The sequence below is a fragment of the Pseudomonas sp. VMV1 genome (genome assembly GCF_056790235.1).
This window is the reverse complement of the sequence record NZ_JBXGSE010000003.1, coordinates 900,600-925,724: the sequence shown is the minus strand read 5'-3', so window position 1 is coordinate 925,724 and position 25,125 is coordinate 900,600. Positions and strand designations below refer to the sequence as shown.

The 25,125-nt window shown below is 66.1% G+C and carries 17 protein-coding genes and 3 tRNA genes; 10 read left to right on the top strand and 10 right to left on the bottom strand.

Going from position 1 to position 25,125, the window contains the following annotated elements; all coding sequences use genetic code 11:
- Positions 1-98: 98 nt before the first annotated feature.
- From ACUCV0_RS14310 to ACUCV0_RS14285, 6 genes are all read right to left on the bottom strand, one after another.
- Positions 99-174: transfer RNA gene (locus ACUCV0_RS14310), tRNA-Thr, on the bottom strand.
- 20 nt (positions 175-194) lie between these two features.
- Positions 195-268: transfer RNA gene (locus tag ACUCV0_RS14305), tRNA-Gly, on the bottom strand.
- Between the two features lie 23 nt (positions 269-291).
- Positions 292-376 (bottom strand) — tRNA-Tyr (locus tag ACUCV0_RS14300).
- 220 nt (positions 377-596) lie between these two features.
- Positions 597-2,138, bottom strand: a complete 1,542-nt coding sequence (locus ACUCV0_RS14295; protein ID WP_059316469.1) for a phosphoenolpyruvate carboxykinase — start codon at positions 2,136-2,138, stop codon at positions 597-599.
- Between the two features lie 104 nt (positions 2,139-2,242).
- Positions 2,243-3,136, bottom strand: a complete 894-nt coding sequence (gene hslO, locus ACUCV0_RS14290; RefSeq protein ID WP_271653260.1) for an Hsp33 family molecular chaperone HslO — start codon at positions 3,134-3,136, stop codon at positions 2,243-2,245.
- A 106-nt stretch (positions 3,137-3,242) separates the two neighbouring features.
- The gene (locus ACUCV0_RS14285; RefSeq protein ID WP_442964855.1) at positions 3,243-3,656 is read right to left on the bottom strand and encodes an RNA-binding S4 domain-containing protein; all 414 of its coding nucleotides are present in this window, start codon (positions 3,654-3,656) and stop codon (positions 3,243-3,245) included.
- Positions 3,657-3,744: 88 nt separating this feature from the next.
- On the opposite strand from ACUCV0_RS14285, the gene rimA reads away from it, so the two are divergent.
- The 3 genes from rimA to rimK are packed head-to-tail and all read left to right on the top strand — an operon-like array spanning position 3,745 to position 5,915.
- Positions 3,745-4,521 carry a S6 modification regulatory phosphodiesterase RimA gene (rimA, locus tag ACUCV0_RS14280; protein ID WP_482212969.1) on the top strand — a complete coding sequence of 259 codons (777 nt, stop codon included), beginning with the start codon at positions 3,745-3,747 and terminating at the stop codon, positions 4,519-4,521.
- A gap of 15 nt (positions 4,522-4,536) precedes the next feature.
- The gene (gene rimB / locus ACUCV0_RS14275; RefSeq protein ID WP_017639502.1) at positions 4,537-5,013 is read left to right on the top strand and encodes a retropepsin-like aspartic endopeptidase RimB; all 477 of its coding nucleotides are present in this window, start codon (positions 4,537-4,539) and stop codon (positions 5,011-5,013) included.
- Positions 5,010-5,915, top strand: a complete 906-nt coding sequence (rimK, locus tag ACUCV0_RS14270) for a 30S ribosomal protein S6--L-glutamate ligase (protein ID WP_017639501.1) — start codon at positions 5,010-5,012, stop codon at positions 5,913-5,915. The genes rimB and rimK overlap by 4 nt, the downstream gene beginning before the upstream one ends.
- Before the next feature lie 116 nt (positions 5,916-6,031).
- Here rimK and ACUCV0_RS14265 read toward each other — a convergent pair whose 3' ends face one another.
- Positions 6,032-7,351 carry an ATP-binding protein gene (locus ACUCV0_RS14265; RefSeq protein WP_482212968.1) on the bottom strand — a complete coding sequence of 440 codons (1,320 nt, stop codon included), beginning with the start codon at positions 7,349-7,351 and terminating at the stop codon, positions 6,032-6,034.
- A 137-nt stretch (positions 7,352-7,488) separates the two neighbouring features.
- Between ACUCV0_RS14265 and uppP the strand changes: the two genes are divergently transcribed.
- A complete protein-coding gene (gene uppP, locus ACUCV0_RS14260) occupies positions 7,489-8,361 on the top strand; it encodes an undecaprenyl-diphosphatase UppP (RefSeq protein WP_482212967.1) in 873 nt (290 codons plus the stop codon).
- Between the two features lie 40 nt (positions 8,362-8,401).
- Here the strand turns inward: uppP and ompR are convergent, their stop codons facing one another.
- A complete protein-coding gene (ompR, locus tag ACUCV0_RS14255) occupies positions 8,402-9,136 on the bottom strand; it encodes an osmolarity response regulator transcription factor OmpR (RefSeq protein ID WP_059316475.1) in 735 nt (244 codons plus the stop codon).
- A 175-nt stretch (positions 9,137-9,311) separates the two neighbouring features.
- Between ompR and ACUCV0_RS14250 the strand changes: the two genes are divergently transcribed.
- The 3 genes from ACUCV0_RS14250 to gshA all read left to right on the top strand — a co-directional run bounded on the left by ACUCV0_RS14250 (position 9,312) and on the right by gshA (position 13,805).
- Positions 9,312-11,630: a Tex family protein gene (locus ACUCV0_RS14250; RefSeq protein WP_482212966.1), complete on the top strand. Its 2,319-nt coding sequence runs from the start codon at positions 9,312-9,314 to the stop codon at positions 11,628-11,630.
- Positions 11,627-12,016 carry a PaaI family thioesterase gene (locus ACUCV0_RS14245; RefSeq protein ID WP_167348571.1) on the top strand — a complete coding sequence of 130 codons (390 nt, stop codon included), beginning with the start codon at positions 11,627-11,629 and terminating at the stop codon, positions 12,014-12,016. The genes ACUCV0_RS14250 and ACUCV0_RS14245 overlap by 4 nt, the downstream gene beginning before the upstream one ends.
- A 211-nt stretch (positions 12,017-12,227) precedes the next feature.
- Positions 12,228-13,805 (top strand): glutamate--cysteine ligase, encoded by a 1,578-nt coding sequence (gene gshA / locus ACUCV0_RS14240; RefSeq protein ID WP_482212965.1) that lies wholly within the window; start codon positions 12,228-12,230, stop codon positions 13,803-13,805.
- A gap of 813 nt (positions 13,806-14,618) precedes the next feature.
- Here the strand turns inward: gshA and argA are convergent.
- Positions 14,619-15,917, bottom strand: a complete 1,299-nt coding sequence (gene argA, locus ACUCV0_RS14235; RefSeq protein WP_059316479.1) for an amino-acid N-acetyltransferase — start codon at positions 15,915-15,917, stop codon at positions 14,619-14,621.
- A gap of 163 nt (positions 15,918-16,080) precedes the next feature.
- Positions 16,081-17,241, bottom strand: a complete 1,161-nt coding sequence (argE, locus tag ACUCV0_RS14230) for an acetylornithine deacetylase (protein ID WP_482212964.1) — start codon at positions 17,239-17,241, stop codon at positions 16,081-16,083.
- Positions 17,242-17,412: 171 nt separating this feature from the next.
- Here argE and ACUCV0_RS14225 point away from each other — a divergent pair, with 171 nt between their 5' ends.
- From ACUCV0_RS14225 to ACUCV0_RS14215, 3 genes are all read left to right on the top strand, one after another.
- Positions 17,413-18,762 (top strand): CYTH domain-containing protein, encoded by a 1,350-nt coding sequence (locus tag ACUCV0_RS14225; RefSeq protein WP_059316481.1) that lies wholly within the window; start codon positions 17,413-17,415, stop codon positions 18,760-18,762.
- Between the two features lie 184 nt (positions 18,763-18,946).
- A complete protein-coding gene (tfpB, locus tag ACUCV0_RS14220) occupies positions 18,947-20,728 on the top strand; it encodes a type IV pilus assembly ATPase TfpB (protein ID WP_482212963.1) in 1,782 nt (593 codons plus the stop codon).
- A 44-nt stretch (positions 20,729-20,772) separates the two neighbouring features.
- A complete protein-coding gene (locus ACUCV0_RS14215; RefSeq protein WP_482212962.1) occupies positions 20,773-25,122 on the top strand; it encodes a PAS domain S-box protein in 4,350 nt (1,449 codons plus the stop codon).
- The last annotated feature ends 3 nt before the right edge of the window (positions 25,123-25,125 follow it).

The following is a 25,125-nucleotide window of genomic DNA, read 5'->3' as shown; positions in this document are numbered from 1 at the left end:
CTTTTCTTTAGCCATCGACACTCTCTCCCTTCACGAATTGAGCAAAGCAATGCCGCCATTAAAACAAAGGCAGATATTTTCATATCTGCCTTTTAAGATGGAGCTCATGAGCGGATTTGAACCGCTGACCTCACCCTTACCAAGGGTGTGCTCTACCAACTGAGCTACATGAGCGAAACATTTGCCAGTCAAACTGGAGCGGGTAGCGGGAATCGAACCCGCATCATCAGCTTGGAAGGCTGAGGTTCTACCACTGAACTATACCCGCAGAGCCTAAGCGCTCTAGCAATCTGGTGGAGGGGGAAGGATTCGAACCTTCGAAGTCTGCGACGTCAGATTTACAGTCTGATCCCTTTGGCCACTCGGGAACCCCTCCAAAGTGAGGCGGCATTTTCTTCATCTGCCCTCCTCTTGTCAAGGATCTTTTTAAAATCTCCTTAACAATCAACGCTTTCGCTTCGCTAGTTAGCGTTATCAGCGAAAGCGGGCGCAGTTTATGCAACCTCAGCGAACTACGCAACCCCAAACCGCAAAAAAAGCTTAAAAAACAAAGGCCGCCCTAGCGGCGGCCTCTGTCTGCAGACGATAGCCCCGAATTACAGCTGGGGGCCGGCCGCCACGATGGCCTCGGAGACGCCAGAGAACTTCTTGAAGTTCTCGACGAACTTGCCGGCCAGCTCGCGCGCCGCAGCATCATAGGCCTCGCCTTCCTGCCAGGTATCGCGCGGGTTGAGCAGGACGGTATCCACGCCAGGTACGGCAACCGGGACGTCGAGATTGATGACCGGCACGTGGCGGGTTTCGGTACCGATCAGGGCGCCACTCTGGATGGCGGCGATCACCGCACGGGTGGTGGGGATGTTGAAACGCTTGCCCACGCCGTAGCCGCCACCGGTCCAGCCGGTATTGACCAGATAGACCTTGGAGCCGAAGCCCTGGATACGCTTGATCAGCAGATCGGCGTACTCGGCTGCCGGACGCGGGAAGAAGGGCGCGCCGAAGCAGGTGGAGAAGGTCGACTTGATGCCCGGGCCGGAGCCCATCTCGGTCGAGCCGACCAGGGCGGTATAGCCGGACAGGAAGTGGTAGGCCGCCTGCTCATTATTAAGGATGGAAACCGGGGGCAGCACACCGGTGAGGTCGCAGGTCAGGAAGATGACCGCATTGGGTTCGCCGCCCAGGTTGTGCTCGGCACGCTTGTCGATCAGCTCGCGCGGATAGGCTGCACGACTGTTCTGGGTCAGGCTGTCATCGGCATAGTTGGGCTGACGGGTCTGCGGATCCAGGACCACGTTTTCCAGCACGGCGCCGAACTGGATGGCTTTCCAGATGACCGGCTCGTTCTTTTCGGACAGGTCGATGCACTTGGCGTAGCAGCCACCTTCCATGTTGAAGACGGTGCCTACGCCCCAGCCATGCTCGTCGTCACCGATGAGGTAGCGGCTCTGGTCGGCGGACAGGGTGGTCTTACCGGTACCGGACAGGCCGAAGAACAGGGTGACATCACCCTCCTCGCCCACGTTGGCCGCGCAGTGCATCGGCAGCACGTCCTTCTCCGGGAGCAGGAAGTTCTGCACGGAGAACATGGCTTTCTTCATCTCGCCCGCATAGCGCATGCCGGCGATCAGCACCTTGCGTGCCGCGAAATTGATGATGACGGTCCCGTCGGAGTTGGTGCCGTCACGCTCGGGCTCGCAAACGAACTCGGGCGCGTTGATGATCTCCCAGGCCGGCTTGGACTGGGGATTGTATTCGGCCGGATTGATGAACAGGCAACGGCCGAACAGGTTGTGCCAGGCCGTCTCGGTACGCATGACGACGGGCAGGTAGTGCTCGACATCAGCACCTACATGAACGTGGGAGACGAATTGATCACGCTCGTCCAGGTAGGCGCTGACGCGCTCCCACAGCGGCGCGAACTTCTCCTCCGGGAAAGGCCGGTTGATCGGCCCCCAGTGAATGGCAGCGCGCGTGGAGGCTTCCTCGACAATAAAGCGATCAACCGGCGAACGCCCCGTGCGATGCCCCGTCTTGACGACCAGCGAGCCATTGGCGGCCAGCTCTCCTTCGCCACGTCGCAGGGACTCTTCCACTAACTGCGCGACGCTGATATCGGTATACACGTTGGCTTTCGTCATTTCGTTCCCCATGGCCCTGGGCCTTTCCTTATGCTTGTAGCTCTTACACAGCAGAACTACACGTTGCGGGATTATGCCAGAAAGCCTTCGGGCATTTGCAACGGCTAGTGGCGGGTATTTCCCGGGGTTTGCGTGCCACCGCCCGCAAAAATCTGTGCGATATCGGCGGCGTCGAACACCTGTTGCTCATTGCAAAACTGACAATCGACCTGAATTTCTCCCTGCTGTTCGTCGAGCAGCGTCTCGACTTCCGAACGGCCCATGCTGACCAGCGCATTGGCTGCCCGATCACGGGAACAGCTGCAGTTGAACGCCACCCCTTGCTCGTCGAACAGGCGCACCGTTTCCTCGTGGAACAGGCGATGCAGGATCACCTCGTTGTCGAGGCCCAGCAGTTCTTCGGCAGTGAGGGTATCGGCCAGGGTGACCACGTGTTCCCAGCTGTCCTGACGCGCCTGGGCATCCTTGATTCGCGCCGGCGGCAGTTGCTGGAGCAGCAGGCCACGGGCACGTCGCCCATCGGCGTTGAGCCAGAAGCGGGTGGGCAGCTGTTCGGACGTGGCGAAATAGCCGGACAGGCACTCGGCCAGATTCGCCCCCTCCAGCGGCACGATGCCCTGATAGCGCTGACCATGGCGGGGATCGATGGTGAGGGCCAGGATGCCGTCGGGCATGAGTTCGCCAAGAGAGGCGGACCCCGTAAGCGCCGCCTCGTCGTAGCGAGCGATGCCGCGTACCTCGCGCTCGCTGGAGCATTCGACCATGAGCAGCGGAACGGGTCCGCTGGAGCGCGCCTGGAGCACGAGCAGACCCTCGAACTTCAGGGTCCCGCACAGCAGCGCGGCGGCGGCCAGCATCTCGCCGAGCAACTGCGCCACGGGCTCCGGATAGGGATGCTTGGCCAGCACCTCGGCATAACTGCGATCCAGGGTGGCCAGCTCGCCACGGACATCGGTTTCGTCGAACAGGAAGCGCTGGGTGAAATCGTGGGAAGTCATGAACTACCTATATAAGGAGGAAGGTCGCGAACCTTGGCGTTCGCGACCCAGTCCAGGCCCGTCGGGCAGACCTGGCCATTGAGAGGATCCAGCGAGTGGCGACGACTCAGTCGTCGAACGGATGGACGTACTCGCGGAACTGGTGGATCTGCCGGCGCTGCTTCTTGGTGGGACGGCCATCGGTCTGCAGGCCAAGATTGCCCGCCTTGCGCGCCGCCGCCGCCTGCTCGCGCGCCTTGATGCTTTCTGGCGTCTCGGTATAGAGCTGCTGGGCCTCGGGCGCTCCCCGGCGGTTCTGCGACAGGGCGACGATCACCACGGTCTTTTCGTCATAGCCCTGACGGATGGTGAGGACGTCGCCGATGCGCGGCTCCTTGCTGGGCTTGCAGCGCTCGCCGCGGCACTGGATCTTGCCGCCTTCGAGAGCAGCCTTGGCCAGCGCGCGGGTCTTGAAAAAACGTGCGGCCCATAGCCATTTGTCGAGGCGCATCCGTTCTTCAGTGTGATCTACTGCATACATCGAATAAAAGGTCCCCTGTTGGGTCTTAGACTCTTCTCAAGAACTCTAAACCATCGGACCGACGCTGCAAGCGTGCCTCTGGAGAGCCATGACCACATTCTTTCCTTCCGACCTGACCGGCCAGACCCGTTGCGCGGGTTGCCAGCAGTCGGAACCCCTGGGCTTCGACTTCGACTTTGCCTATCAGCCCATCGTGGATCTGGGCAAAGGCGCGGTCTTTGCCCGCGAAGCGCTGGTGCGCGGCCCTGCCGGCGAAGGCGCCCTGTCGGTGCTCAACCAGGTCACCGACAGCAACCGCTATCGCTTCGACCAGCTCTGCCGCACCAAGGCCATCGCCACCGCGGCCGCCCTGGGCCTGCAGGAGAGCTTGTCGATCAACTTTCTGCCCAATGCCGTCTATCGCCCGGAGCTGTGCATTCGCAGCACCTTGGCCGCCGCCCGGGAGCATGGCTTTCCGCTGGAACGCCTGATCTTCGAAACGGTGGAAACCGAGCACGTGGCCAGCAATCATCTGACGCATATCCTGCGTGAGTATCAGCAGTTCGGCTTCAAGACCGCCATCGACGACTTCGGGGCCGGCCATTCCGGCCTGACCCTACTGGCCGAATTTCAACCGGACCTGGTCAAGCTCGACATGGCGCTCATCCGTGACATCGACCGGGATCAGGTCCGCCGCACCATCGTGCGCAACGTGATCGTCATGTGTCGCGAACTGGGCACCCAGGTGGTGGCCGAAGGTGTGGAAACGACTGCGGAACGGGACTGCCTCCGGGACCTCGGCATCGACCTGATGCAGGGCTACCTGTTCGCCAAGCCCGCCTTCAAACAGCTCGTCGATCCGCAACATTTAGGCGGAGGCCACTGATTTCAAGGAGCAGCGATGAGCAATTCCGCCGAACCGGTCATTATCGGCCTGAGTGAGTGGGTGGCCCTCCCCGAATTGGGGGTGGTGGGCCTGAGAGCCAAGATAGATACCGGTGCCAGCACCTCGGCGCTGCACGCGACGGAAGTCCAGCCGTTCATGCGCGGCAAGGAGCGCTGGGTGAGATTCACCGTGCACCTGGGGACGCTGGTCCAATCTCGGCATCGGCACTGCGAGGCGCCCCTGGTGGCGAAAAAGACCATCCGCAGCTCCAACGGCATCGCCCAGACGCGTTATGTCATCCGTACCCTGCTGGCCTTGGGCGAATGCCAATGGCCGGTGGAATTTACCCTGGCCTGTCGCAAGAGCATGCGCTACCGCATGCTGCTCGGCTCCAAGGCGTTGATCGATGGTGGCCTGCTGGTGAATCCGGCCGTCTCCTATGCACAAGACAAACCCCAGCTGTCCCTCACTCCGGCTTCCGGTGCCCCATGAAAATCGCCGTTCTCTCGCGTAATCCCAATCTGTATTCCACCCGACGCCTGGTCGAGGCCGGGGTCAGCCGAGGCCATGAAGTGGTCGTGGTGGACACCCTGCGCGCGTACATGAACATCGCCAGCCACAAGCCGCAGATCCACTACCGTGGCAAACCCCTGGAGGGCTTCGATGCGGTCATCCCGCGCATCGGTGCCTCGGTGACCTTCTATGGCTGCGCGGTGTTGCGCCAGTTCGAGATGCAAGGGGTCTTTCCGCTCAACGAGAGCGTGGCCATCAGCCGTTCGCGCGACAAGCTGCGCTCCCTGCAGCTGCTCTCGCGCAAGGGCATCGGCCTGCCGGTGACCGGCTTCGCCCATTCGCCGGATGACGTGCCCGACCTGATCCGGATGGTCAACGGCGCTCCGCTGGTGATCAAGGTCCTGGAAGGTACCCAGGGTATCGGCGTGGTGCTCTGCGAGACCGAGAAGGCGGCCGAATCGGTGATCGAGGCCTTCATGGGCCTCAAGCAGAACATCATGGTGCAGGAGTACATCCGCGAGGCAGGCGGTGCGGATATCCGCTGTTTCGTGGTCGGCGACAAGGTGATCGCCGCCATGAAGCGCCAGGCGGCGCCCGGGGAGTTCCGCTCGAACCTGCACCGTGGCGGGACCGCCAGCCTGATCAAGATCACCCCTGAGGAACGCATGACCGCCCTGCGCGCCGCCAGGGCCATGGGCCTGAGCGTCGCCGGCGTGGACATCCTCAGATCCAATCACGGGCCGCTGGTGATGGAGGTCAACTCTTCGCCCGGCCTGGAAGGCATCGAGCAGACCACCGGCAAGGACGTGGCCGGGATCATCATCGAGTACCTGGAAAAGAACGCCGAGCCGGGCCTGACGCGAACCAAGGGCAAGGGCTGAGGCGCCAGCTCCCGAGTGTTGGGCTTCGCTGCGCTCAGCCCAACCTACGCACTATCGCGGCCGTGGCGGTCCGCCGATGCGGCCGCTCCTACAGGTTGCCGAAGCGCAATTCTGTGTCAGCTGGCGCTACGCGGCAGCAGCAGGCCCAGGGGCAACAGCACCCGGGCCTCCACCCCTCCTCCCTTGCGATTGCGCAGTTCGGCACTGCCGCCGTGCTGGGCGGCGATGCGCTTGACGATGGCCAAGCCCAGCCCGGAACCGCTGACGGTGCGGGCGCGATTGCCGCGAGTGAAGGGATTGAAGATGTCCTGCAGGTCCTTGGGATCGATGCCGGGGCCGCGATCCATCACGCTCAGGGCGACATAGGGCGCGGTGGCTGAGCCCGCCACCTGTCCGACCACCTCGATGCCTCCACCGCCGCCGTGGCGCAGGGCGTTTTCCACCAGGTTGGTCAGCAGCCGCTTGAAGGAAATGCGCCGCACCGGCAAGGGCGGCAGCACGTCCAGCATCAGCCGTACCCGCTCCTCTTCCTGGTTGTAGGGCGCCACCACCTGACGGGCCAGCTCGTTGATATTGGTGAGCTCCTGCGGCTCGTCACGGCCATCACGGACGAAGGCGAGGAACTGGTCGAGGATGGCGTTCATGTCCTCGATGTCGCGAATCATGTCCTCGGCCTCTTCGCGCTCGGCCGGTGGCATCAGCTCTACCGCCAGGCGCAGCCGGGTCAGCGGCGTGCGCAGGTCGTGGGACACCCCGGCCAGCATCAGCTCGCGCTCGCGTCCGGCCTGTTCGACGTCCTCGGCCATCTGGTTGAAGGCATGGTAGACGTCCTGGATCTCGCTGGGCGCATCGGTTTCCGGCAGGCGTACGCTGCGGCCCTTGCCCAGCTCGCGCGCCGCATGCACCAGACGCCGCAGCGGCTGGTTGAGCTGTCGGACGAAGACCCAGGCGGCGCCGGTGGACAGCAGGCCGATGGCGAAAAACCAGCCAAGCACGCTCCAGATGTGCTGCCCGCGCAGGGGATGGGCCATGAGCGGGATCTTGATCCAGTCCGGTCCCAGGGACGGCGCCAGCACCCACATTGCCGGACCATGCTGGACCCGCACCCGCACCTCGGTCTCCTCGCCCAGCTCCTGCTTCATCTGGCGCTCGAAGATCTCGCTGTAGGGCCAGTGGTATTCCCCCGCAGGCACGGTCTCGGGTGATTCGTAGCGCAGGCCGGCGGCCTGGGCGATGCGTGGCCGTTCGGCTTCCGGAGTGGCCCAGTAGGCCCTGAGCGTCAGGGCCGCGCCATGGCTGTACTGACGATCGACCAGGACGTCCTCGTTGAGCAGCAGATAGACCAGGGTCAGCGCCTTGGAGAAGAGCACCGCGAGCAGAACCATCCACAGCGAGCGGGCGAAGAAACTTTGGGGAAACCAGCTGGGCGCCTTCATTGGCCAGACTTTCCACGCAAAACGGCGCGAAAGCCATCACAACCTCTGGGATTGCAAGGTCCAGATAGGCAACCTGGCGTGGACACATTCGGATACATTTGCTCGTCCATTTCTTCCCTTCAACCTGGAGTTCTCTCGTGTCCGACATCTGCCAGACCGGCCTGGACATCGGCTTCGCCTCGCTCAGCTACGCGCAGATCGCCTTTCTTGGCGTCGTGCAGGGTATCACCGAGCTGCTTCCCATTTCGTCCACGGCGCACATGCGGGTAGTCCCCGCCCTGCTCGGCTGGCGCGATCCCGGCTCGGCCTTTTCCGCTGCCATGCAGATGGCGGCGCTGGCGGCGGTGATCAGCTATTTCTGGCGCGATGTCAGTGGTGTGACCCGGGGCAGCCTCGCCGCGGTGCGGCAACGCAACTTCGACAGTCCGGACTTCCTGCTGGCGGTGATGATCGTGCTGGCGACCATTCCCATCTGCATCGCCGGCCTGCTGCTCGCGCCCCTGCTCAACGCCTGCGGCTCGCCGCTGCGGGGCCTCAGCGTCATCGGCTACGCCTGCCTGGCCATGGCCGCCCTGCTGGCCCTGGCGGAGCGCATCTGCCGGCACAACAGAGACATCTCGCAGATGCGTCTGCGCGATGCCCTGATCGTGGGGATCGCCCAGGTCGGCGCGTTGATTCCGGGCGTGTCCCGCTCCGGCTCGACCCTGACCGCCGCCATGTTCCTCAATCTGCGCCGCGAGGAAGCCGCGCGCTTTTCCTTCCTGCTGGGCCTGCCGGCCATCGCCCTGGCCGGACTCAAGGAACTGGTGGTGCTCTGGCACGCGCACATCCCGGTCGAAGCCTGGTCGCTGCTGCTGGTGGGCTTGCTGGTGGCGAGCCTGTCGGCCTTCGCGGCGATCTGGGGCCTGATGCGCTTTCTGGAACGCTTCTCGACCTGGCCCTTCATCATCTATCGCGCGCTACTGGGGATCTTTCTGCTGGTGGGCGTGCATCAAGGCCTGTTCGCCTGAGCCACCCCCTAGCCGGGGCGCGATGCCCCCGCTACCTGCCTTACTTGCCGGCGCCATCCGGCACGAAGACGTAACCCACGCCCCAGACGGTCTGGATATAGCGCGGCTTGGACGGATCGGGCTCGATCATCCGGCGCAGGCGCGAGATCTGGACGTCGATGGAGCGCTCCAGGGCGTCCCATTCGCGACCACGGGCCAGGTTCATCAGCTTGTCGCGGGTCAGCGGTTCACGGGCGTGATCGACCAGCGCCTTGAGCACGGCGAATTCGCCGGTGGTGAGCATGTGGGTCTCTTCGCCACGCTTGAGCTCGCGGGTAGCCAGGTGCAGGGCGTAGTCACCAAAGGTCACGATCTCGTCGGTACCAGCGGGCGCGCCGGGTACCACCGGGGCCTGGCGACGCAGCACGGCCTTGATCCGGGCCACCAGCTCCAGCGGGTTGAAGGGCTTGGCCAGGTAGTCGTCGGCGCCCTGGTCCAGACCCTGGATCCGGCTGCCTTCGTCGCCCTTGGCGGTCAGCATGATGATGGGGATGCGGTTGCCGCTCTCACGCAGCCGGCCGCAGGCGGACAAGCCGTCTTCACCGGGCATCATCAGGTCGAGAACGACCAGGTTGAAGACTTCCCGCGCCAACAGGCGGTCCATCTGTTCGGCGCTTTCGACGGTGCGCACGCGGTAACCCTGTTCGGCTAGAAAACGCTCCAAGAGGCGGCGCAGCCGGGCGTCGTCATCGACGACCAGGATCTTTTCACCTTCTGGGGCAGCAGGGGTGCTCATAATATCTCCTTGTGATCTAGCACTGGATTATGCCGTAGGCCATCCGACCGCGGCGTTGGGCCATTGTTAGCAGATTTTGCCTGGTCTTGGGCGGTGACGCTGGCGCAGGGCGTGGCAGCCAGGCGGGCTCGGGTATACTGCGGCCCGCTTTTTCTTGTGCCAGCCAGGTAGCCCGATGGATATCAATAGCCGCATCGCCGAGGAGCTCGGCGCCCGCCCGCAACAGGTCGCCGCCGCCGTGGCCCTGCTCGACGAAGGGTCCACCGTGCCCTTCATCGCCCGTTATCGCAAGGAAGTCACCGGCAGCCTGGATGACACCCAGTTGCGTCATCTGGAAGAACGTCTGCGCTATCTGCGCGAGCTGGAGGAGCGCCGCCGCGCGGTGCTGGCCTCCATCGAGGAGCAGGGCAAGCTGACCCCCGAGCTGGCCCGCGAGATCAATCTGGCCGATACCAAGACGCGGCTGGAGGACCTCTATCTGCCCTACAAGCAGAAGCGTCGCACCAAGGGCCAGATCGCCCTGGAAGCCGGCCTCGGCCCGCTGGCGGAGGCCCTGCTGCAGGACCCGACGCTGACCCCGGAGACCGAAGCGGCCGCTTACGTGGATGTGGACAAGGGCGTTGCAGACGTCAAGGCCGCGCTGGAAGGCGCCAAGTACATTCTCATGGAGCGCTTCGCCGAGGACGCCGACCTGCTGGCGCGACTGCGCGGCGTCCTGCAGCAGGACGCCATTCTCAGCGCGCGCCTGGTGCCCGGCAAGGAGACCGAAGGCGCCAAGTTCAGCGACTATTTCGAGCACGACGAAGCCTTCCGGGCGGTGCCCTCGCACCGTGCCCTGGCGATCTTCCGTGGGCGCAACGAAGGCATCCTCAGCGCCGCGCTCAAGCTCGGTGAAGAAGGCCCGGGCATCGCCCATCCCTGCGAAGGGCTGATCGCCGCGCATTTCGGCCTGAAGAACGAAGGCCGCGCCGCGGACAGGTGGCTGGCCGAGGTGGTGCGCTGGACCTGGAAGGTCAAGCTCTATACCTCCCTGGAAACCGACCTGCTCGGCGAGTTGCGCGAGAAGGCCGAGGAAGAGGCCATCGCGGTCTTCGCCCGCAACCTGCACGACCTGCTGCTGGCCGCGCCGGCCGGTCCGCGCACTACCCTGGCGCTGGACCCGGGCCTGCGCACCGGGTGCAAGGTCGCGGTGGTGGATGCCACCGGCAAGCTGCTGGCCACCGACACGGTCTATCCCCATGCGCCGCGCAATCAGTGGGACCAGACCCTGGCCACCCTCGGCGTGCTCTGCACCAAGCACGGCGTGGACCTGATCGCCATCGGCAACGGCACTGCCAGCCGCGAGAGCGACAAGCTGGCGGGCGAACTGATCAGCAAGTATCCGGGCCTGGGCTTGACCAAGGTGATGGTCAGCGAAGCCGGTGCCTCGGTGTATTCCGCCTCGGAACTGGCCGCCCGGGAATTCCCGGAGCTGGACGTCTCCCTGCGCGGCGCCGTGTCCATCGCCCGGCGCCTGCAGGATCCGTTGGCCGAGCTGGTGAAGATCGAGCCCAAGTCCATCGGTGTCGGCCAGTATCAGCACGACGTCTCTCAGCTCAAGCTGGCGCGCAGCCTGGACGCCGTGGTGGAAGACTGCGTGAACGCCGTGGGCGTGGACGTGAACACTGCCTCCGCAGCTCTGCTGGCGCGGATTTCCGGCCTCAACGCCACCCTGGCGCAGAACATCGTGCAATTCCGCGACGCCAACGGCGCCTTCGCCACCCGCGAGGCGCTGAAGAAGGTGCCGCGGCTGGGCGAGAAAACCTTCGAGCAGGCCGCCGGCTTCCTGCGCGTGATGAGCGGCGCCAATCCGCTGGATGCCTCGGCGGTGCACCCGGAAACCTATCCGCTGGTGCAGCGCATCGCCGCCGATACCGGCCGCGATATCCGCTCGCTGATCGGCGACTCGGCCTTCCTCAAGCGCCTGGACCCGAAGAAATTCACCGACGAGAGCTTTGGCCTGCCGACGGTGACCGACATCCTCCAGGAACTGGACAAGCCCGGCCGCGACCCGCGTCCCGAGTTCAAGACCGCGGTGTTCCAGGACGGCGTCGAGAAGCTTTCCGATCTCAAACCGGGCATGGTGCTGGAAGGCGTCATCACCAACGTCACCAACTTCGGTGCCTTCGTCGACATCGGCGTGCACCAGGACGGCCTGGTGCACATCAGCGCCCTGTCGGAGAAATTCGTCAAGGATCCCTACGAGGTGGTCAAGGCGGGCGACATCGTCAAGGTCAAGGTGATGGAGGTGGACGTGCCGCGCAATCGCGTGGGGCTGTCCATGCGCATGGGCGACACGCCCGGCGAGAAGGTCGACGGCAAGCCCGGCGGTCAGGCCCGCGGCAATGGCGGCAAGCCCCGCGCCGACAAGGGCGCCCCGCGCCAGACCCAATCGGCCCCGGCCAACAACGCCATGGCGTCATTGTTCGCCAATGCCAAGCAACTGAGGAAATGAGCATGAGTGGTTCTCCCGTAGGCAAGGACAGCGCCTTCAGCACCCTGCTGGGCATGACGATCCACAAGGCCGAGGCCGGCGAGTCCGAGGTACGCATGAGCGTGCAGGACAAGCTCATCAACCTGCACGGCAAGCTGCATGGTGGCGCCGTCTTCTCGCTGATCGACACCGCCCTGGGCCAGGCCAGCCACAGCCTGTTCGACGGCCAGCCCGGCAGCGTGACTCTGGAATGCAAGGTCAACTACGTGCGTGGCGTGAGCGAAGGCGAACTGGTCTGCCGCGCCCGGGTGATCCATCCGGGCCGCAAGACCCACGTACTGGAAGCCCAGGTGCATCAGGGCGACAAATTGATCGCCCTGGCCCAGGCGACCTTCGCCTGTCTGTGACCGGCCAGCCTGGGCGGCAGCGAAGCGGCGCATATCGCCCTTTGCCGCTGCCTGAGCTACGCTGGGAGACAACTGAGCGGGTTGCGGTCTGAGGCTTGAACCCGGACCGCAGCAGTGACTGCTGCCCCCCGCGTCGGCCCTGGCCGGCAACCCTCATTTCAGTCGGTTTCTTCTACCCTGTCCGGGGCGAGTACCGCCATAGGAAGTCAACTTGAGCGATATCCTGTCCCGCCGCCTGGCCCTGCTCGGCGCTGATCCCACCCTTCTGGCCGAATGCCTGCACGGTATCGAACGCGAGACCTTGCGGGTGGACGCCCACGGCCAGCTGTCCCGGCGCCCTCATCCGCAGGCCCTGGGATCGGCCCTGACCCATCCGCAGATCACCACGGACTACTCCGAGGCCCTGCTGGAATTCATCACCCCCACCGGCACCCGCACGCCCGAGGTGCTGGCGGCCCTGGATCGAGTGCACCGCGCCGCGGTCGCCGAGCTCGACGGCGAGCGCCTGTGGAGCGGCTCCATGCCCTGCGCGCTGCCGGCCGAGGACGAGATCCCCATCGCCGATTACGGCAGCTCCAACATCGGTCGACTCAAGCACGTCTACCGCCGCGGCCTGGCCCTGCGCTACAGCCGCACCATGCAGTGCATCGCCGGCATCCACTACAACTTCTCGCTACCGGAACCGGCGTGGGAACTCCTGCGTCAGCACGAAGGCGATTCCAGCGACGCCCGTGACCATCAGTCGGCGCGCTACATCGCCCTGATCCGCAACTTCCGGCGCTACAGCTGGCTGCTCATGTACCTGTTCGGCGCTTCGCCAGCGCTGGACGTGGGCTTCCTGCGCGGACGGTCGCACCAGTTGCAGACCCTCGACGAGCGGACCCTCTACCTGCCCTATGCCACCAGCCTGCGCATGAGCGACCTGGGCTACCAGAGCAACGCCCAGGCCAGCCTGACGCCGGACTACAACGACCTGACCACCTACACCGAGAGCCTGAGACGCGCGGTGGGCACGCCCTACCCGCCCTATGCGGAGATCGGTACCCACCAGAACGGCGAGTGGGTGCAGCTCAACACCAACATCCTGCAGATCGAGAACGAGTACTACGCCACCATCCGCCCGAAGCGCGTCACTCGCAGCGGCGAGCGGCCGGTGCAGGCGCTGATGGCCCGTGGCGTGCAGTACATCGAGGTGCGCTGCCTGGACATCGATCCCTTCCTGCCACTGGGCATCGACACCACCGCTGCGCTGTTCCTCGACGCCTTCCTGCTCTATTGCGCCCTGGAAGGCAGCCCGCCGCTCAACGGCGAGTGCCGCGAATGCACCGACAACTTCGCCAGCGTGGTGCGTGAAGGCCGCAAGCCCGGCCTGCGCCTGCAACGCCATGGCGCTTCGGTGACCATGATCGACTGGGCGGCGGAGATGCTCGACCAGATCGAACGCTGCGCCGAGACCCTGAATGCCAGCCTGGGTGGCGATGCCCATCGCCAGGCGGTGGCAGTGCAGCGGCAGAAGCTGGCCGATGTCCGCCTCACCCCTTCGGCGCGGGTGCTGCAGGAGCTGCGTGAGCGCGGCGAAAGCTTTGCCGACTTCGGCCTGCGCCAGAGCGAGGCCCATGCGGCCTATTTCGCCAGCCACCCGCTGAGCGAAGGCGAGCAGGCCTGCTATGCCCAGATGGCACGCCAGTCGCTGGACGAGCAGGCGGAGATCGAGGCGGCACCCCAGGGGGATTTCGATACCTTCGTGGCGGCCTATCAGGCCAGCATTCTGGCGACGATCGGGGTGTGAATACGTAGCGTGGACAAGGTGGCGCGGTTGCCACGCGACCTATCCCGGGGTGCAGGGCGGGGATGTAGGTTGGGTTGAGCGAGAGCGAAGCCCAACACCTGGGTTTGGCTTGGGGTTGCCCTGGCTGATTAGCGTGTTTTGCTGATAGCTCTTATTTCGCCCACCCGGGCGACTCACTTTTTTCAGTCGCGGCTGCGTGCTCCTGACTACGCGTCCCGGACTACGCGTCCCGGACAAAAGTTAAGCAAAAACGCTTGCCCCGGACATCCGCCCCAACGCTTCGCTCCGGGTGACTCGCGTTGCTCGCCCTTCGGGCCAGCCTGCGGCTGTTACTTCGCTGCGCTACGTTGCGCTCACGCCAGCGCCGTTCCGGGGTCGGCCTACACGACACTGGCGTTCGCCCTTCTGAACGGGGCGATTCGCCAACCTGGAAATTCTGGTTGTAAAGCCGTGAATAGCCCGTAGCCCGTAGCCCGTAGCCCGTAGCCCGTAGCCCGTAGCGTGGACAACGGCTAAGCCTTGTCCACTGATAGCAGCGGTGCCCCACCAGTGGAAAACGCTGCGCGGTTTTCCACGCTACGTCTCCAGACGCCAGCGGACGAATCGATGGTTGATGAGGGCGCCTTCCGATATCGATGCAGGAAGTGCCAGCTGCGCCTTGGAGCGGTTTCAGTTCGGACTGGAGCTAGCGCGGCCATGGGCCGTTCCTACAGGTGTGCCTAGAATGTGTAGGAGCGGCCCATGGCCGCGATGACGAGCGGCTTGGTAGCGTTGGGCTTCGCTCCGCTCAGCCCAACCTACGCTCACGTTCGCCTACAGGCTCTTCTCGAAGATCTTCGAATTGCGCTGGAAGTTGTACAGCGACGCCCGCGCGGCGGGCAGCCGCTCCACGCCGCTCGGCTCGAAGCCGCGTTCGCGGAACCAGTGGGCGGTCTTGGTGGTGAGCACGAACAGGGTGCCGAGGCCACGCTCGCGGGCGCGCTGTTCGATGCGCGCCAGCAGGGCGTCGCCACGGCCGCCGTGGCGGTAGTCGGGATTCACCGCCAGGCAGGCCAGCTCACCCGCGGCTGATTCGGCGATGGGATAGAGCGCTGCGCAGGCGATGATCAGGCCTTCGCGTTCGACGATGCTGAATTGCTCGATCTCGCGCTCCAGCACCTCGCGGGAGCGGCGGACCAGGATGCCCTGCTCTTCCAGCGGACGAATCAACTCCATCAGGCCGCCGACGTCGGCGATGGTCGCCTCGCGCAGGGTCTCGAAGGGTTCCTGAGCCACCAGGGTGCCGCTACCAGCGCGGGTGAAGAGCTCAGTGAGCAGCGCGCCATCCTCGGCGTAGCCGACGATGTGGCAGCGCCGCACGCCACCACGGGTGGCCTGGGCGGCGGCGTCGAGCAATTCGGCCTGGTAGGAGCTGCCCAGGCGCGCCAGATGGGTGGGGATCTGCTGCGGACCGATCTCGCGGATCAGGGCGCCATGCTCGTCCAGTAGGCCCGGTTCGGCGCCGTAGAGCACCAGCTTGTCGGCGCCCAGGTCGATGGCGGCGCGCATGGCCACGTCCTCACAGGCCAGGTTGAAGGTCTCGCCGGTGGGGGAATAGCCCAGGGGCGAAAGCAGCACGATGGTGCGTTCATCGAGCAGGCGGCCGATGCCACGCCGGTCGATGCGGCGGACTTCACCGGTGTGGTGGAAGTCGACGCCGTCCTGCACTCCTACCGGCCGCGCGGTGACCAGGTTGCCGCTGGCCACCCGCAGACGCGAGCCCTGCATGGGCGAGGCGGCCATGTCCATGGACAGCCGTGCCTCGATGGCGCTGCGCAGGCTGCCGACCGCGTCGATCACCGCTTCCAGGGTCGGACCATCGGTGATGCGCAGGTCGTTGTAGAAGCGCGGTTCGATGCCACGGGCGGCCAGGCGCGATTCGATCTGCGGGCGCGAACCGTGCACCAGCACCAGGCGCACGCCCAGGCTGTGCAGCAGGACCAGGTCGTGGACGATGTTGCCGAAGTTAGGATGGGCGACGCCGTCACCGGGCAGCATGACGACGAAGGTGGCGTCGCGGTGGGCGTTGATATAGGGCGAGGCGTGGCGGAGCCAGTTGACGTATTCGTGCATCGAGACGAAGACCCTTGGTGGATAGGCGTGAGGGTGAACGTGGGCAGGCAGGGCGTTCAGCGTCGTCGCAGCACGGAGGTTCCTCGACAGGGAGCGGATGGGCAGGCAGGGTCAGTAGACCGCCTGGAGTTTACAAAAAGTCACGCCGGGCGCGCGGGTCTGTTCATCGGACAGCCGCCATCTCGCCCAGGCAGTAGTGGCCGATCAGTTGCTGCAGAAGCTTGACGGTAGGCGCGATCCGCGCCAGCGCCAGGTGCTCCTCGGGCTGGTGCGCGCAACTGATGTCGCCGGGGCCGAGCACCAGCACCTCCTGGGTGATCGCCTGCAGATAGGGCGCCTCGGTGGCGAAGGCCACGGCGTCGGCGGTATGGCCGGTGAGGCGCTCGGCCAGGCGCACCAGCTCGGCCTCGGCCGGCTGCTCGAAGGGCGGCACGGCGGGAAACAGCGGCTGGTAGTCGATCTGTACTCCAAAGCGCTCGGCAAGCGGCAGGAGCCGCCCGCGGATGGCCTGGCGCAGAGCTTCCGGCTGCATGCCTGGCAGCGGGCGCAGGTCGAATTCCAGGGCGCACTGGCCGCAGATGCGGTTGGGATTGTCGCCGCCATGGATGCAGCCGAGGTTGAGGGTCGGCTGGGGCACCAGGAACAGCGGGTTGCGGTACTCGCGCTGCCACTGGGCGCGCAGGTCGAGCAGCTCGCCCATCACCGCCTGCATGGCGTCCAGGGCGCTGTGGCCCAGTGTCGGATCGGAGGAATGGCCACTCTGACCCAGGATGCCGATGCGCTCCATGAGAATGCCCTTGTGCAGGCGAATCGGCCGCAGCCCGGTCGGCTCGCCGATCACCGCGGCGCGGCCCAGCGGGCGTCCGGCCTCGGCCAGCACCCGGGCGCCGTCCATGGAGGATTCCTCATCGCAGGTGGCCAGCACGATCAGCGGCTGGCGCAGTTGGCGCAGATCCAACTCGCGCACGGCTTCTAGGATCAGCGCGAAGAAGCCCTTCATGTCGCAGCTGCCCAGCCCGTACCAGCGATCGTCGGCTTCGCGCAGGCGCAAGGGATCGGCCTGCCAGAGGGCCTCGTCGTAGGGCACGGTGTCGGTATGGCCAGCCAGCACCAGCCCGCCCGGACCGCTGCCCAGGGTGGCGATGAGATTGAACTTGCCCGGCGCCACCTCCTGGGTCTCGCAGGCGAAGCCCAGGGCACCGAACCAGTCCGCCAGGCGGGCGACCACCCCGGCGTTGGACTGGTCCAGCGCCGGCTGGGTGCAACTCACCGAACTCTCGGCGATGAGGGTGGCGAACAGAGCTTTCAGCGTGGGCAGAGTCATGCGGGGCCTCCTGGTCACGACCCCATCATGGCGTCATCCGCCCGGCGATGAAACCTTCATGGGCCTTGAACGCGTGGACCGGCTAAACTAGCGGCCACGTTCTCGCCGTCCGTCGTCATGACGCGCTCGGCACGGAGCCGGACCGTTCTCTTCCGGCGCCAGGATCCTGCAATGGCCAAAGAAACCGAAATCAAGCTGCGCGCCAGTGCGGCCACCCTCGACGCCCTGCGCGCTCATCCGCTGCTGAAGAAGCGCTGCAAGGAAGGCTGGCAGCGTCACGAACTCTCCAACTGCTATTACGACACCGATACCCGCGACCTGGCCCATGCCAAGGTCGCCCTGCGCGTGCGGCGTGATGGCGACCGCTACATCCAGACGCTCAAGAGCCGCGGCCAGAGCCTGGCCGGGCTGTCCGAGCGCAACGAATGGGAATGGCCGTTGGCCGATGCCACCCTGGACACCGCGCTGTTCGACGACAGCTGCTGGCCCGCTGAGCTGGCCGACCTGGACCTACGCCGCCTGCAGCCGGTGTTCGACACCGACTTCGTCCGTGACGCCGCGGAAATCGCCTGGGGCCGGGGCAAGACCCGTACCGTGATCGAGGTGGCCCTGGACCAGGGCGAGGTGCGCGCGGGCGAACAGCGCGAAGCCATCGCCGAGGTCGAGCTGGAACTGCGTCAGGGCGAACCGGCGACCCTGCTGGAGCTGGCCGAGCAACTGGCCGCCGAGCTGCCGCTGATGCCCTGCGACATCAGCAAGGCCGAGCGCGGCTATCGCCTGCACGATGCGTCGAGCTACACCCTCTATCTGTCCGCGCCGGAACTGGACGCCGAGACGCCACTGGACGAAGCCGTCGCCCGCCTGGGCTGGCATTTGCTGGCCGGCAGTCAACGCCTGGCCGAACAGTATCGCTGGAACGGTCACTGGCGCCTGCTGGTGGACTGGGTGCACCAGCTGATCGATCTGCGTGCGCTGCTCGGCAGCCTCGGTCAGGCCGCGCCGCGCGCCACCAGTCGCGACCTGCGCCAGGCCCTCGATGAGCTGCTCGCCGATTGGCGTCCGCTGGCCGTGATCGGTCAGGACGACGAGGAAGCGCGCCGCCAGGCGCCGCAGCGCTTTGCCGCCGAACTGGAACAGCCACGCTGGGGCCTGTTCTCCCTGCGTGCCGCGCGCTGGCTGCATGAGCGCGCCTGGATCCAGGGTCGTACCGGTCGCGGCGAGCGCCAGGGCGTGACGCCGCTGGGCCAATGGCTGCCCCGCCTGCTGGCCCAGGAGGCGGCCGAACTGCCGCTGCTGCGCGCCATCACCGAACCCGAGCTGATCCAGCAGCAGTTGCCGCGCCTGGAACGGATGCAGGTCTGGCTGCACCTGGCGCGTGGCGCCCTGGACCTGCCCGAGGCCGACCGCCTGTATGGCGAACTGGGCAAGCTGGCCCCACTGAGTGCCCATGGCGATCTCGCCGGGGTGGCCGAACAGGCCCGACTGGTTTACGGGCTGGCACCCTGGAAAGCCCTGGCCTGAGCCGTCGGACGGCAGGACAGAGGCGCGCCTGCCGTCTAGGCTGATGGCACAAGGCCGCGAGCGATTCTGTCGCACAAAGTCGCTATGCTGAAGGAGGCGACCGTCCTAGAGGTTACGAGAGGAAGGTCGCTCCCGGTCAGAGACCGGGCATCATCCGAGGCGACCACCTTTTCAAGGAGTCCAGATGTCCGCCATAGCCTCCCCTTCCGCTGATCGTTGGCTCGACCTGGGCGATATCCTGCGTGAGCTGGTCAGCCAGCGGCGGATCGACCAGCAGACCGCCGAACAGTGCCTGCTTCTGCGCCGCGGCTCGGCCAATCCGCAGCAGCATCCGCTGGAGTTCCTGGCGGCGCAGAGCGTGGACGACCTCAGCCGTCCGGGGCGCAAGCTGGATCTGGACAGCCTGACCCGCTGGCTGGCCGACTATTCGAAGCAGCCTTTCTACCGCATCGATCCGCTCAAGGTGGACGTGGCCTCGGTCACCCCGCTGATGTCCTATGCCTTCGCCCAGCGCAACAAGATCCTGGCCGTGGCGGTGAGCCCGGACGAGGTGACGGTGGCCAGCGCCCAGCCCTTCGTGCACAGCTGGGAGAGCAACCTCACCCATGTGCTGCAGCGGCCGATCAAGCGCGTGGTGGCCAGCCCCGCGGACATCACCCGCTACACCCAGGAGTTCTTTCGCCTGGCCCGCTCGGTCACCGGCGCTTCGGCGGTCGAGCAGAAGAGCAGTGGCGTCGGCAACTTCGAGCAACTGGTCAATCTCGGTGCCGCCGATGGCGAGCCGGATGCCAACGACGCCCACATCGTCAATATCGTCGACTGGCTGTTCCAGTACGCCTTCCAGCAGCGCGCCAGCGATATTCACGTCGAGCCACGGCGCGAGCAGGGGGCGGTGCGCTTTCGCATCGACGGCGTGCTGCACACCGTCTACCAGTTCCCCGCCCAGGTCACCCTGGCCGTGGTCAGCCGGATCAAGAACCTCGGGCGCATGAACGTCGCCGAGAAGCGCAAGCCCCAGGATGGCCGGATCAAGACGCGCATGGCCGGCGAGAAGGAAGTGGAGCTGCGGCTGTCGACCATGCCCACCGCGTTCGGCGAAAAGCTGGTGATGCGGATCTTCGACCCGGACGTGCTGCTCAAGAGCTTCGACCAGCTCGGTTTCTCCGCCGACGACCTGCGTCGCTGGGCCGACATGACCGGGCAACCCAACGGCATCATCCTGGTCACCGGGCCCACCGGCTCGGGCAAGACCACCACCCTCTACACCACCCTCAAGCAACTGGCCACGCCCGAGGTCAACGTCTGCACCATCGAAGACCCCATCGAGATGGTGGAAGACGCCTTCAACCAGATGCAGGTGCAGCCGAACATCGAGGTGACCTTCGCCAGTGGCGTGCGGGCGCTGATGCGGCAGGACCCGGACATCATCATGATCGGTGAGATCCGCGACCTGGAAACCGCCGAGATGGCCATCCAGGCGGCCCTGACCGGCCACCTGGTGCTCTCCACCCTGCACACCAACGACGCCCCCAGCTCGGTGAGCCGCCTGATCGAGCTGGGCGTGCCCTACTACCTGATCCGGGCCACGGTCCTGGGCGTCATGGCCCAGCGTCTGGTACGGACCCTGTGCCCGGCCTGCAAGACGCCCATCGAGCTGGACCCGGCCGCCTGGCAGGAGCTGACCAAGCCCTGGAACGCACCGCTGCCCACAGGGGCCATGCGCCCGGTGGGCTGCCCGGAATGTCGCGACACCGGCTATCGCGGTCGTGCCGGGGTATACGAAATCCTCACCCTCTCCGATAGTCTGCGTGAACTGGTGACGGCGGATACCGATATCACCGCCCTGCGGCGGCAGGCATTCAAGGAAGGCATGCGCAGTCTGCGGCTGTCCGGCGCGCAAAAGATCGCCGCCGGCTTGACCACCGTGGAAGAAGTCTTACGCGTCACGCCCCAGAGTGAACGTTAGCGCCTAGCGCCCAGGCCCCGCGAGCGGAACAAGGATAGCCAGCCGTGCAGACAACCGTCGTCACCCCTACGGCCCTGGATGCCGAGGACGCCGAGCAGTGCCATCGTCGCCAGGAAGCCCTGGCGGCCTATGGCCTGCTCGATGGCCAGCCGGAACCGGCCCTCGACGACCTGGTGGAACTGGCTGCGACCCTTTGCGAGACGCCCATCGCCGCGGTCAACCTGCTTGGCGAACAGCAGCAGCTGTTCATCGCCGAGCGCGGCCTGGGCGTGGCGGAAATCCCCCTGGCCCTGTCTTTCTGCCAACACCTGCATGCGGCCCAGGAGGCGCGGCAGATCGAGGACCTCAGCCAGGATCCGCGCTTCGTCGACAACCCCCTGGTGACCGATCCGGCGGGCCTGAGATTCTATGCCGGTGCGCCGCTGCGCACGGCCGACGGCGTCTTTCTCGGCACCCTGTGCGTGCTGGACTGGCAGCCGCGCGACCTGAGCCCGGCGCGACTGACCGGCCTCGAACGCCTTGCCCGCCAGGTACTGCGCCTGTTCGAGGCCCGACTGCCGGCGACCTCGCCCACGCGGCACAGTACCCTCGACGAGACCCACTACCGCGCCCTGATGGACGTCAACCCGCAGATCATCTGGTTCGCCCGGCCCGATGGCACCTTCGAATACGCCAATCGCTACTGGTACGAGTACAGCGGCCTGAGCCCCGCCAGCACCGTCGCCGATCCCGATCTCTGGGCCGATGCCATCCACCCCGACCACCGCCCGCACCTGTTGCGGCGCTGGCGTGAGGTGCGCCAGCAGCGCGTCGCCGGCAGTCTGGAATTGCAGCTGCGTGATGCCCAGGGTCGCTATCGCTGGTTCGAAACCCGCACCATGCCCTTCACCAACGCCAGCGGCGAGATCGAGCACTGGGTGGGCGTGGCCCAGGACATCGACAGCCGCAAGCGGGCGGAAACGGCGCTCCGCGAAAGCGAGGCCTTCGCCCACCTGCTGCTGGAATCCACCCACGAAGGCTTCTGCGCCCTGGATCGCGAGGGCCGCGCGACCCTGTGCAACCGCGCCTTCCGCCAGATGCTCGGATTGACCGAGGAGCGTGACATCCTTGGCGACCGCCTGGACACCCGGCTCAGCTCCGCGCGCAGCGAAGATGGCGCTCGGGCGCTGCAGCGCGCCGCCAGCGAAGGTGCCACCCTGCACCTCTCCGCCGACGCCCTGCTGCGCGAGGACGGCAGCCTGCTACCGGTGGAATGGCGCGCCCAGCCGCTCTGGCGCGACGGCAAGGTCCAGGGCGCCATCTGTACCTTCGTCGATCTCAGCGAGCGTATCCGCAGCCATGACCGCCAGCGTTTCCTGCTCGAACTGGGCGACCTGCTGCACGGCGTGACCAATACGGGGCAGGTCGCCTCGGTGCTGGGCGACAGCCTGGGCCATCTGCTGGCCGTACAGCGCATCGGCTATGCCCGCGTTGGTCACGACGGTAGCCTGACCATAGACAGCGACTGGCTCGAACAGGGGCGCACCCATCGCCTCAACCTGCCCAGCCTGGGCCACTGGCATACCTCGGCAGTGGAAGAGCTACGCCGCGGCATCATCGTCAGCGTGGAAGACAGCGCCCAGGACGAGCGCCTGGGCGCGATGCGCAGCCAGCTGGTCGAACATGGCGTCCGAGCCGGCCTGGTGGTGCCGCTGCTGGCCGAGGAACAGCTGGTCGGCCTGCTGTTCCTCTATGCCGGCACGCCCCGTCACTGGACCATTGGCGATGTGGCCCTGGTGCGCGAGGTGGCCGAACGTATCCGCATCGTCATCGAGCGCACCGCCGCCGCCGATGCCCTGCGTCTGGCCGAGCAGCGCATCGCCCTGGCCATGGATGTGGCCGACCTGGGCGTCTGGGACTATGACATCGACCGCGACCTGATCAGCTGGGATACGCGGCTCGCCCATCTGGTAGGCGCCGCCGAAGGCCGCTGCTCCCTGCGCGGCGGCGCCCTGCTGCGCGCCCTGCACCCCGCGGATGCACCACGGGTACGTGCCTACGTGAGCGCCGCCATCCAGGACGGCGGCAATGCCTACGACCTGCGGCTGACCTTTCGCGTGCGCAGCCCGCGCCAGGGCGAGCCGGTGTGGCTCAGCATCCGCGGGCGCGAGCGCCTGGAGCCCGGCGGTCAGCGCCGCCTGGTGGGGATCGCCCGCGACATCACCCGCGAACGCCATGACGCCGATCGCATCAGCGAGACCAATCGCCAGCTGCGTCGCCAGATCGAGGAACGACGTGAAGCCGAAGCCCGCCAGCATGCCCTCATCGAGCTGGGGGATCGGTTGCGCGAAGGCGATCCGGAAAGCACGGGAGTGGCCGCCGCCCTGGAATTGGTGGGCACGCGCCTGGGCCTGCGCCGGGTCGGTTATGCGCGGCTGGAGGAAAGCCGGGGCGCCTTCGTCCCACAACAGATGTGGACGCCCAATGGCAGTCTCGATCAGGCCCTGGCCTATCCGCTGCTCGCCCCTGACAGCCTGGGCAACCAGGAAGGCGAGGCGCCCCTGGTCATCGACGACGTCAGCCAGGATCCGCGCGCCCAGGCCAATGCCCAGCGTCTGCTCGACCTGGAGATCGCGGCGCTGGTGGACATCCCGCTCTATGAGGACGGTCGCCTGCGGGCTCTGTTCGTCGCCCATGACCAGCGCGCCCGGTTATGGACGGAAGGCGAGGTGCAATTCCTGCGCGATGTCACCGACCGGCTCTGGTCGGCCATCTGCCGGCAGCGCTCCCAGGACGCCCAGCGCGAGAGCGAGGGCCGCTTCCGGCTCATGGCCGACAGCGCCCCGGTGCTGATCTGGGCCTGCGATGCGGACGGCCAGCTGCAATTCGTCAACCAGCGCTTCGCCAGCGAATTCGACCTGCACGACGCCGACCTGCACGACCAGGGCTGGAGCGCCCTGCTCCCGGAGACCGAGTGCCCGGCTTTCGAGGGGACCTTCAAGCAGGCCATCGCCACCCACAGTGCCCTGCGCGCCGAGGTACGGGTGCGCAATGCCCAGGGTGAGTGGCGCTGGCTGCGCCTGGAAGGCACGCCGCGGCTGGAGCTCGATGGAGAATTCCACGGCCTGGTGGGCTGTGGCGTGGACGTGACCGAGGCGCGGCAGACCACTGACCAGCTGGAGCAGCGCATCGCCGAACGCACCCAGGAACTGGGGCGCAGCCATGCGCGGCTGATCGCGGAAATCTACGAACGCGAGCGCACCGAGGAAGCCCTGCGCCAGTCGCAGAAGATGGAAGCCATCGGCCAGCTCACCGGCGGTATCGCTCACGACTTCAACAACATGCTCACCGGCATCGTCGGGGCCCTGGACCTGATCCGCTTGCGCATCGCCAATGGGCGCACCCAGGACCTGGATCGTTACATCAACGCCGCGGTGAATTCGGCCGACCGCGCCGCTGCCCTGACCCACCGACTACTGGCCTTCGCCCGCCGCCAGACCCTGGATCCGCAACCGGTGGACGTGCACCAGCTGGTCGCCTCGCTGCAGGACCTGCTGGTGCGCACGGTGGGCGAAAACGTCGCCTTGCGCCTGGATCTCGCGCCGGTCGCCTGGCTCGCCCACAGCGATACCCACCAGTTGGAAAACGCCCTGCTCAACCTGGTCATCAACGGCCGCGACGCCATGCCCGCGGGCGGCGAGCTGTGCATCGCCACCGCCAATCTCAGCCTGGATGGCGAGGCGGCCGCACGCGAATCCCTGGCGCCGGGCGACTACGTGCGCCTGAGCGTGGCCGACACCGGCACCGGCATGCCGCCGGAGGTCAAGGCCAAGGCCTTCGAGCCCTTTTTCACCACCAAGCCGGCCGGCCAGGGCACGGGGCTCGGCCTGTCGATGATCTATGGCTTCGTCAAGCAGTCCGGCGGCACCGCACGCATCGACACCGAGCAGGGCCAGGGCACCACCATCAGCCTCTACCTGCCCCGCCACCCGGAGGTGGTCGCGGAGAACGACGACAAGCCCACGACCAAGGTCGCGCCCCGCGCCGAGGCCGGCCAGACCGTGCTGGTGGTAGAGGACGAATACGCGGTGCGCATGATCGTACTGGAGGTACTCGCCGAACTGGGCTACACCGCCCTGGAGGCAAGCGACGCCGACAGCGCCCTGCCGATCATCGAAAGCGGCCAGCGGCTGGATCTGCTCATCAGCGATGTCGGCCTGCCCGGCATGAATGGGCGCCAGCTCGCCGAAATCGCCCGTGGTCGGCGACCCGAGCTCAAGGTGCTGTTCATCACCGGCTATGCCAAGAATGCCAAGGTGCGCGGCGAATTCCTCGGCGAGAACATGGACATGCTGATCAAGCCGTTCGACATCGACGCCCTGGCCGAACGTATCCACAGCATGATCCAGCGCTAGGCT

What these genes read in the sequence shown, in the direction of transcription:
- ACUCV0_RS14225 (WP_059316481.1), top strand. Translation starts at nt 17,413, where the DNA reads ATGGCCAAAGAAACCGAAATCAAGCTGCGCGCCAGTGCGGCCACCCTC.
- rimB (WP_017639502.1), top strand. Translation starts at nt 4,537, where the DNA reads ATGAGCAATTCCGCCGAACCGGTCATTATCGGCCTGAGTGAGTGGGTG.
- tfpB (WP_482212963.1), top strand. Translation starts at nt 18,947, where the DNA reads ATGTCCGCCATAGCCTCCCCTTCCGCTGATCGTTGGCTCGACCTGGGC.
- ACUCV0_RS14285 (WP_442964855.1), bottom strand. Translation starts at nt 3,656, where the DNA reads ATGTATGCAGTAGATCACACTGAAGAACGGATGCGCCTCGACAAATGG.
- ACUCV0_RS14295 (WP_059316469.1), bottom strand. Translation starts at nt 2,138, where the DNA reads ATGACGAAAGCCAACGTGTATACCGATATCAGCGTCGCGCAGTTAGTG.
- rimK (WP_017639501.1), top strand. Translation starts at nt 5,010, where the DNA reads ATGAAAATCGCCGTTCTCTCGCGTAATCCCAATCTGTATTCCACCCGA.
- ompR (WP_059316475.1), bottom strand. Translation starts at nt 9,136, where the DNA reads ATGAGCACCCCTGCTGCCCCAGAAGGTGAAAAGATCCTGGTCGTCGAT.
- ACUCV0_RS14250 (WP_482212966.1), top strand. Translation starts at nt 9,312, where the DNA reads ATGGATATCAATAGCCGCATCGCCGAGGAGCTCGGCGCCCGCCCGCAA.
- ACUCV0_RS14245 (WP_167348571.1), top strand. Translation starts at nt 11,627, where the DNA reads ATGAGCATGAGTGGTTCTCCCGTAGGCAAGGACAGCGCCTTCAGCACC.
- argA (WP_059316479.1), bottom strand. Translation starts at nt 15,917, where the DNA reads ATGCACGAATACGTCAACTGGCTCCGCCACGCCTCGCCCTATATCAAC.
- ACUCV0_RS14265 (WP_482212968.1), bottom strand. Translation starts at nt 7,351, where the DNA reads ATGAAGGCGCCCAGCTGGTTTCCCCAAAGTTTCTTCGCCCGCTCGCTG.
- argE (WP_482212964.1), bottom strand. Translation starts at nt 17,241, where the DNA reads ATGACTCTGCCCACGCTGAAAGCTCTGTTCGCCACCCTCATCGCCGAG.
- hslO (WP_271653260.1), bottom strand. Translation starts at nt 3,136, where the DNA reads ATGACTTCCCACGATTTCACCCAGCGCTTCCTGTTCGACGAAACCGAT.
- rimA (WP_482212969.1), top strand. Translation starts at nt 3,745, where the DNA reads ATGACCACATTCTTTCCTTCCGACCTGACCGGCCAGACCCGTTGCGCG.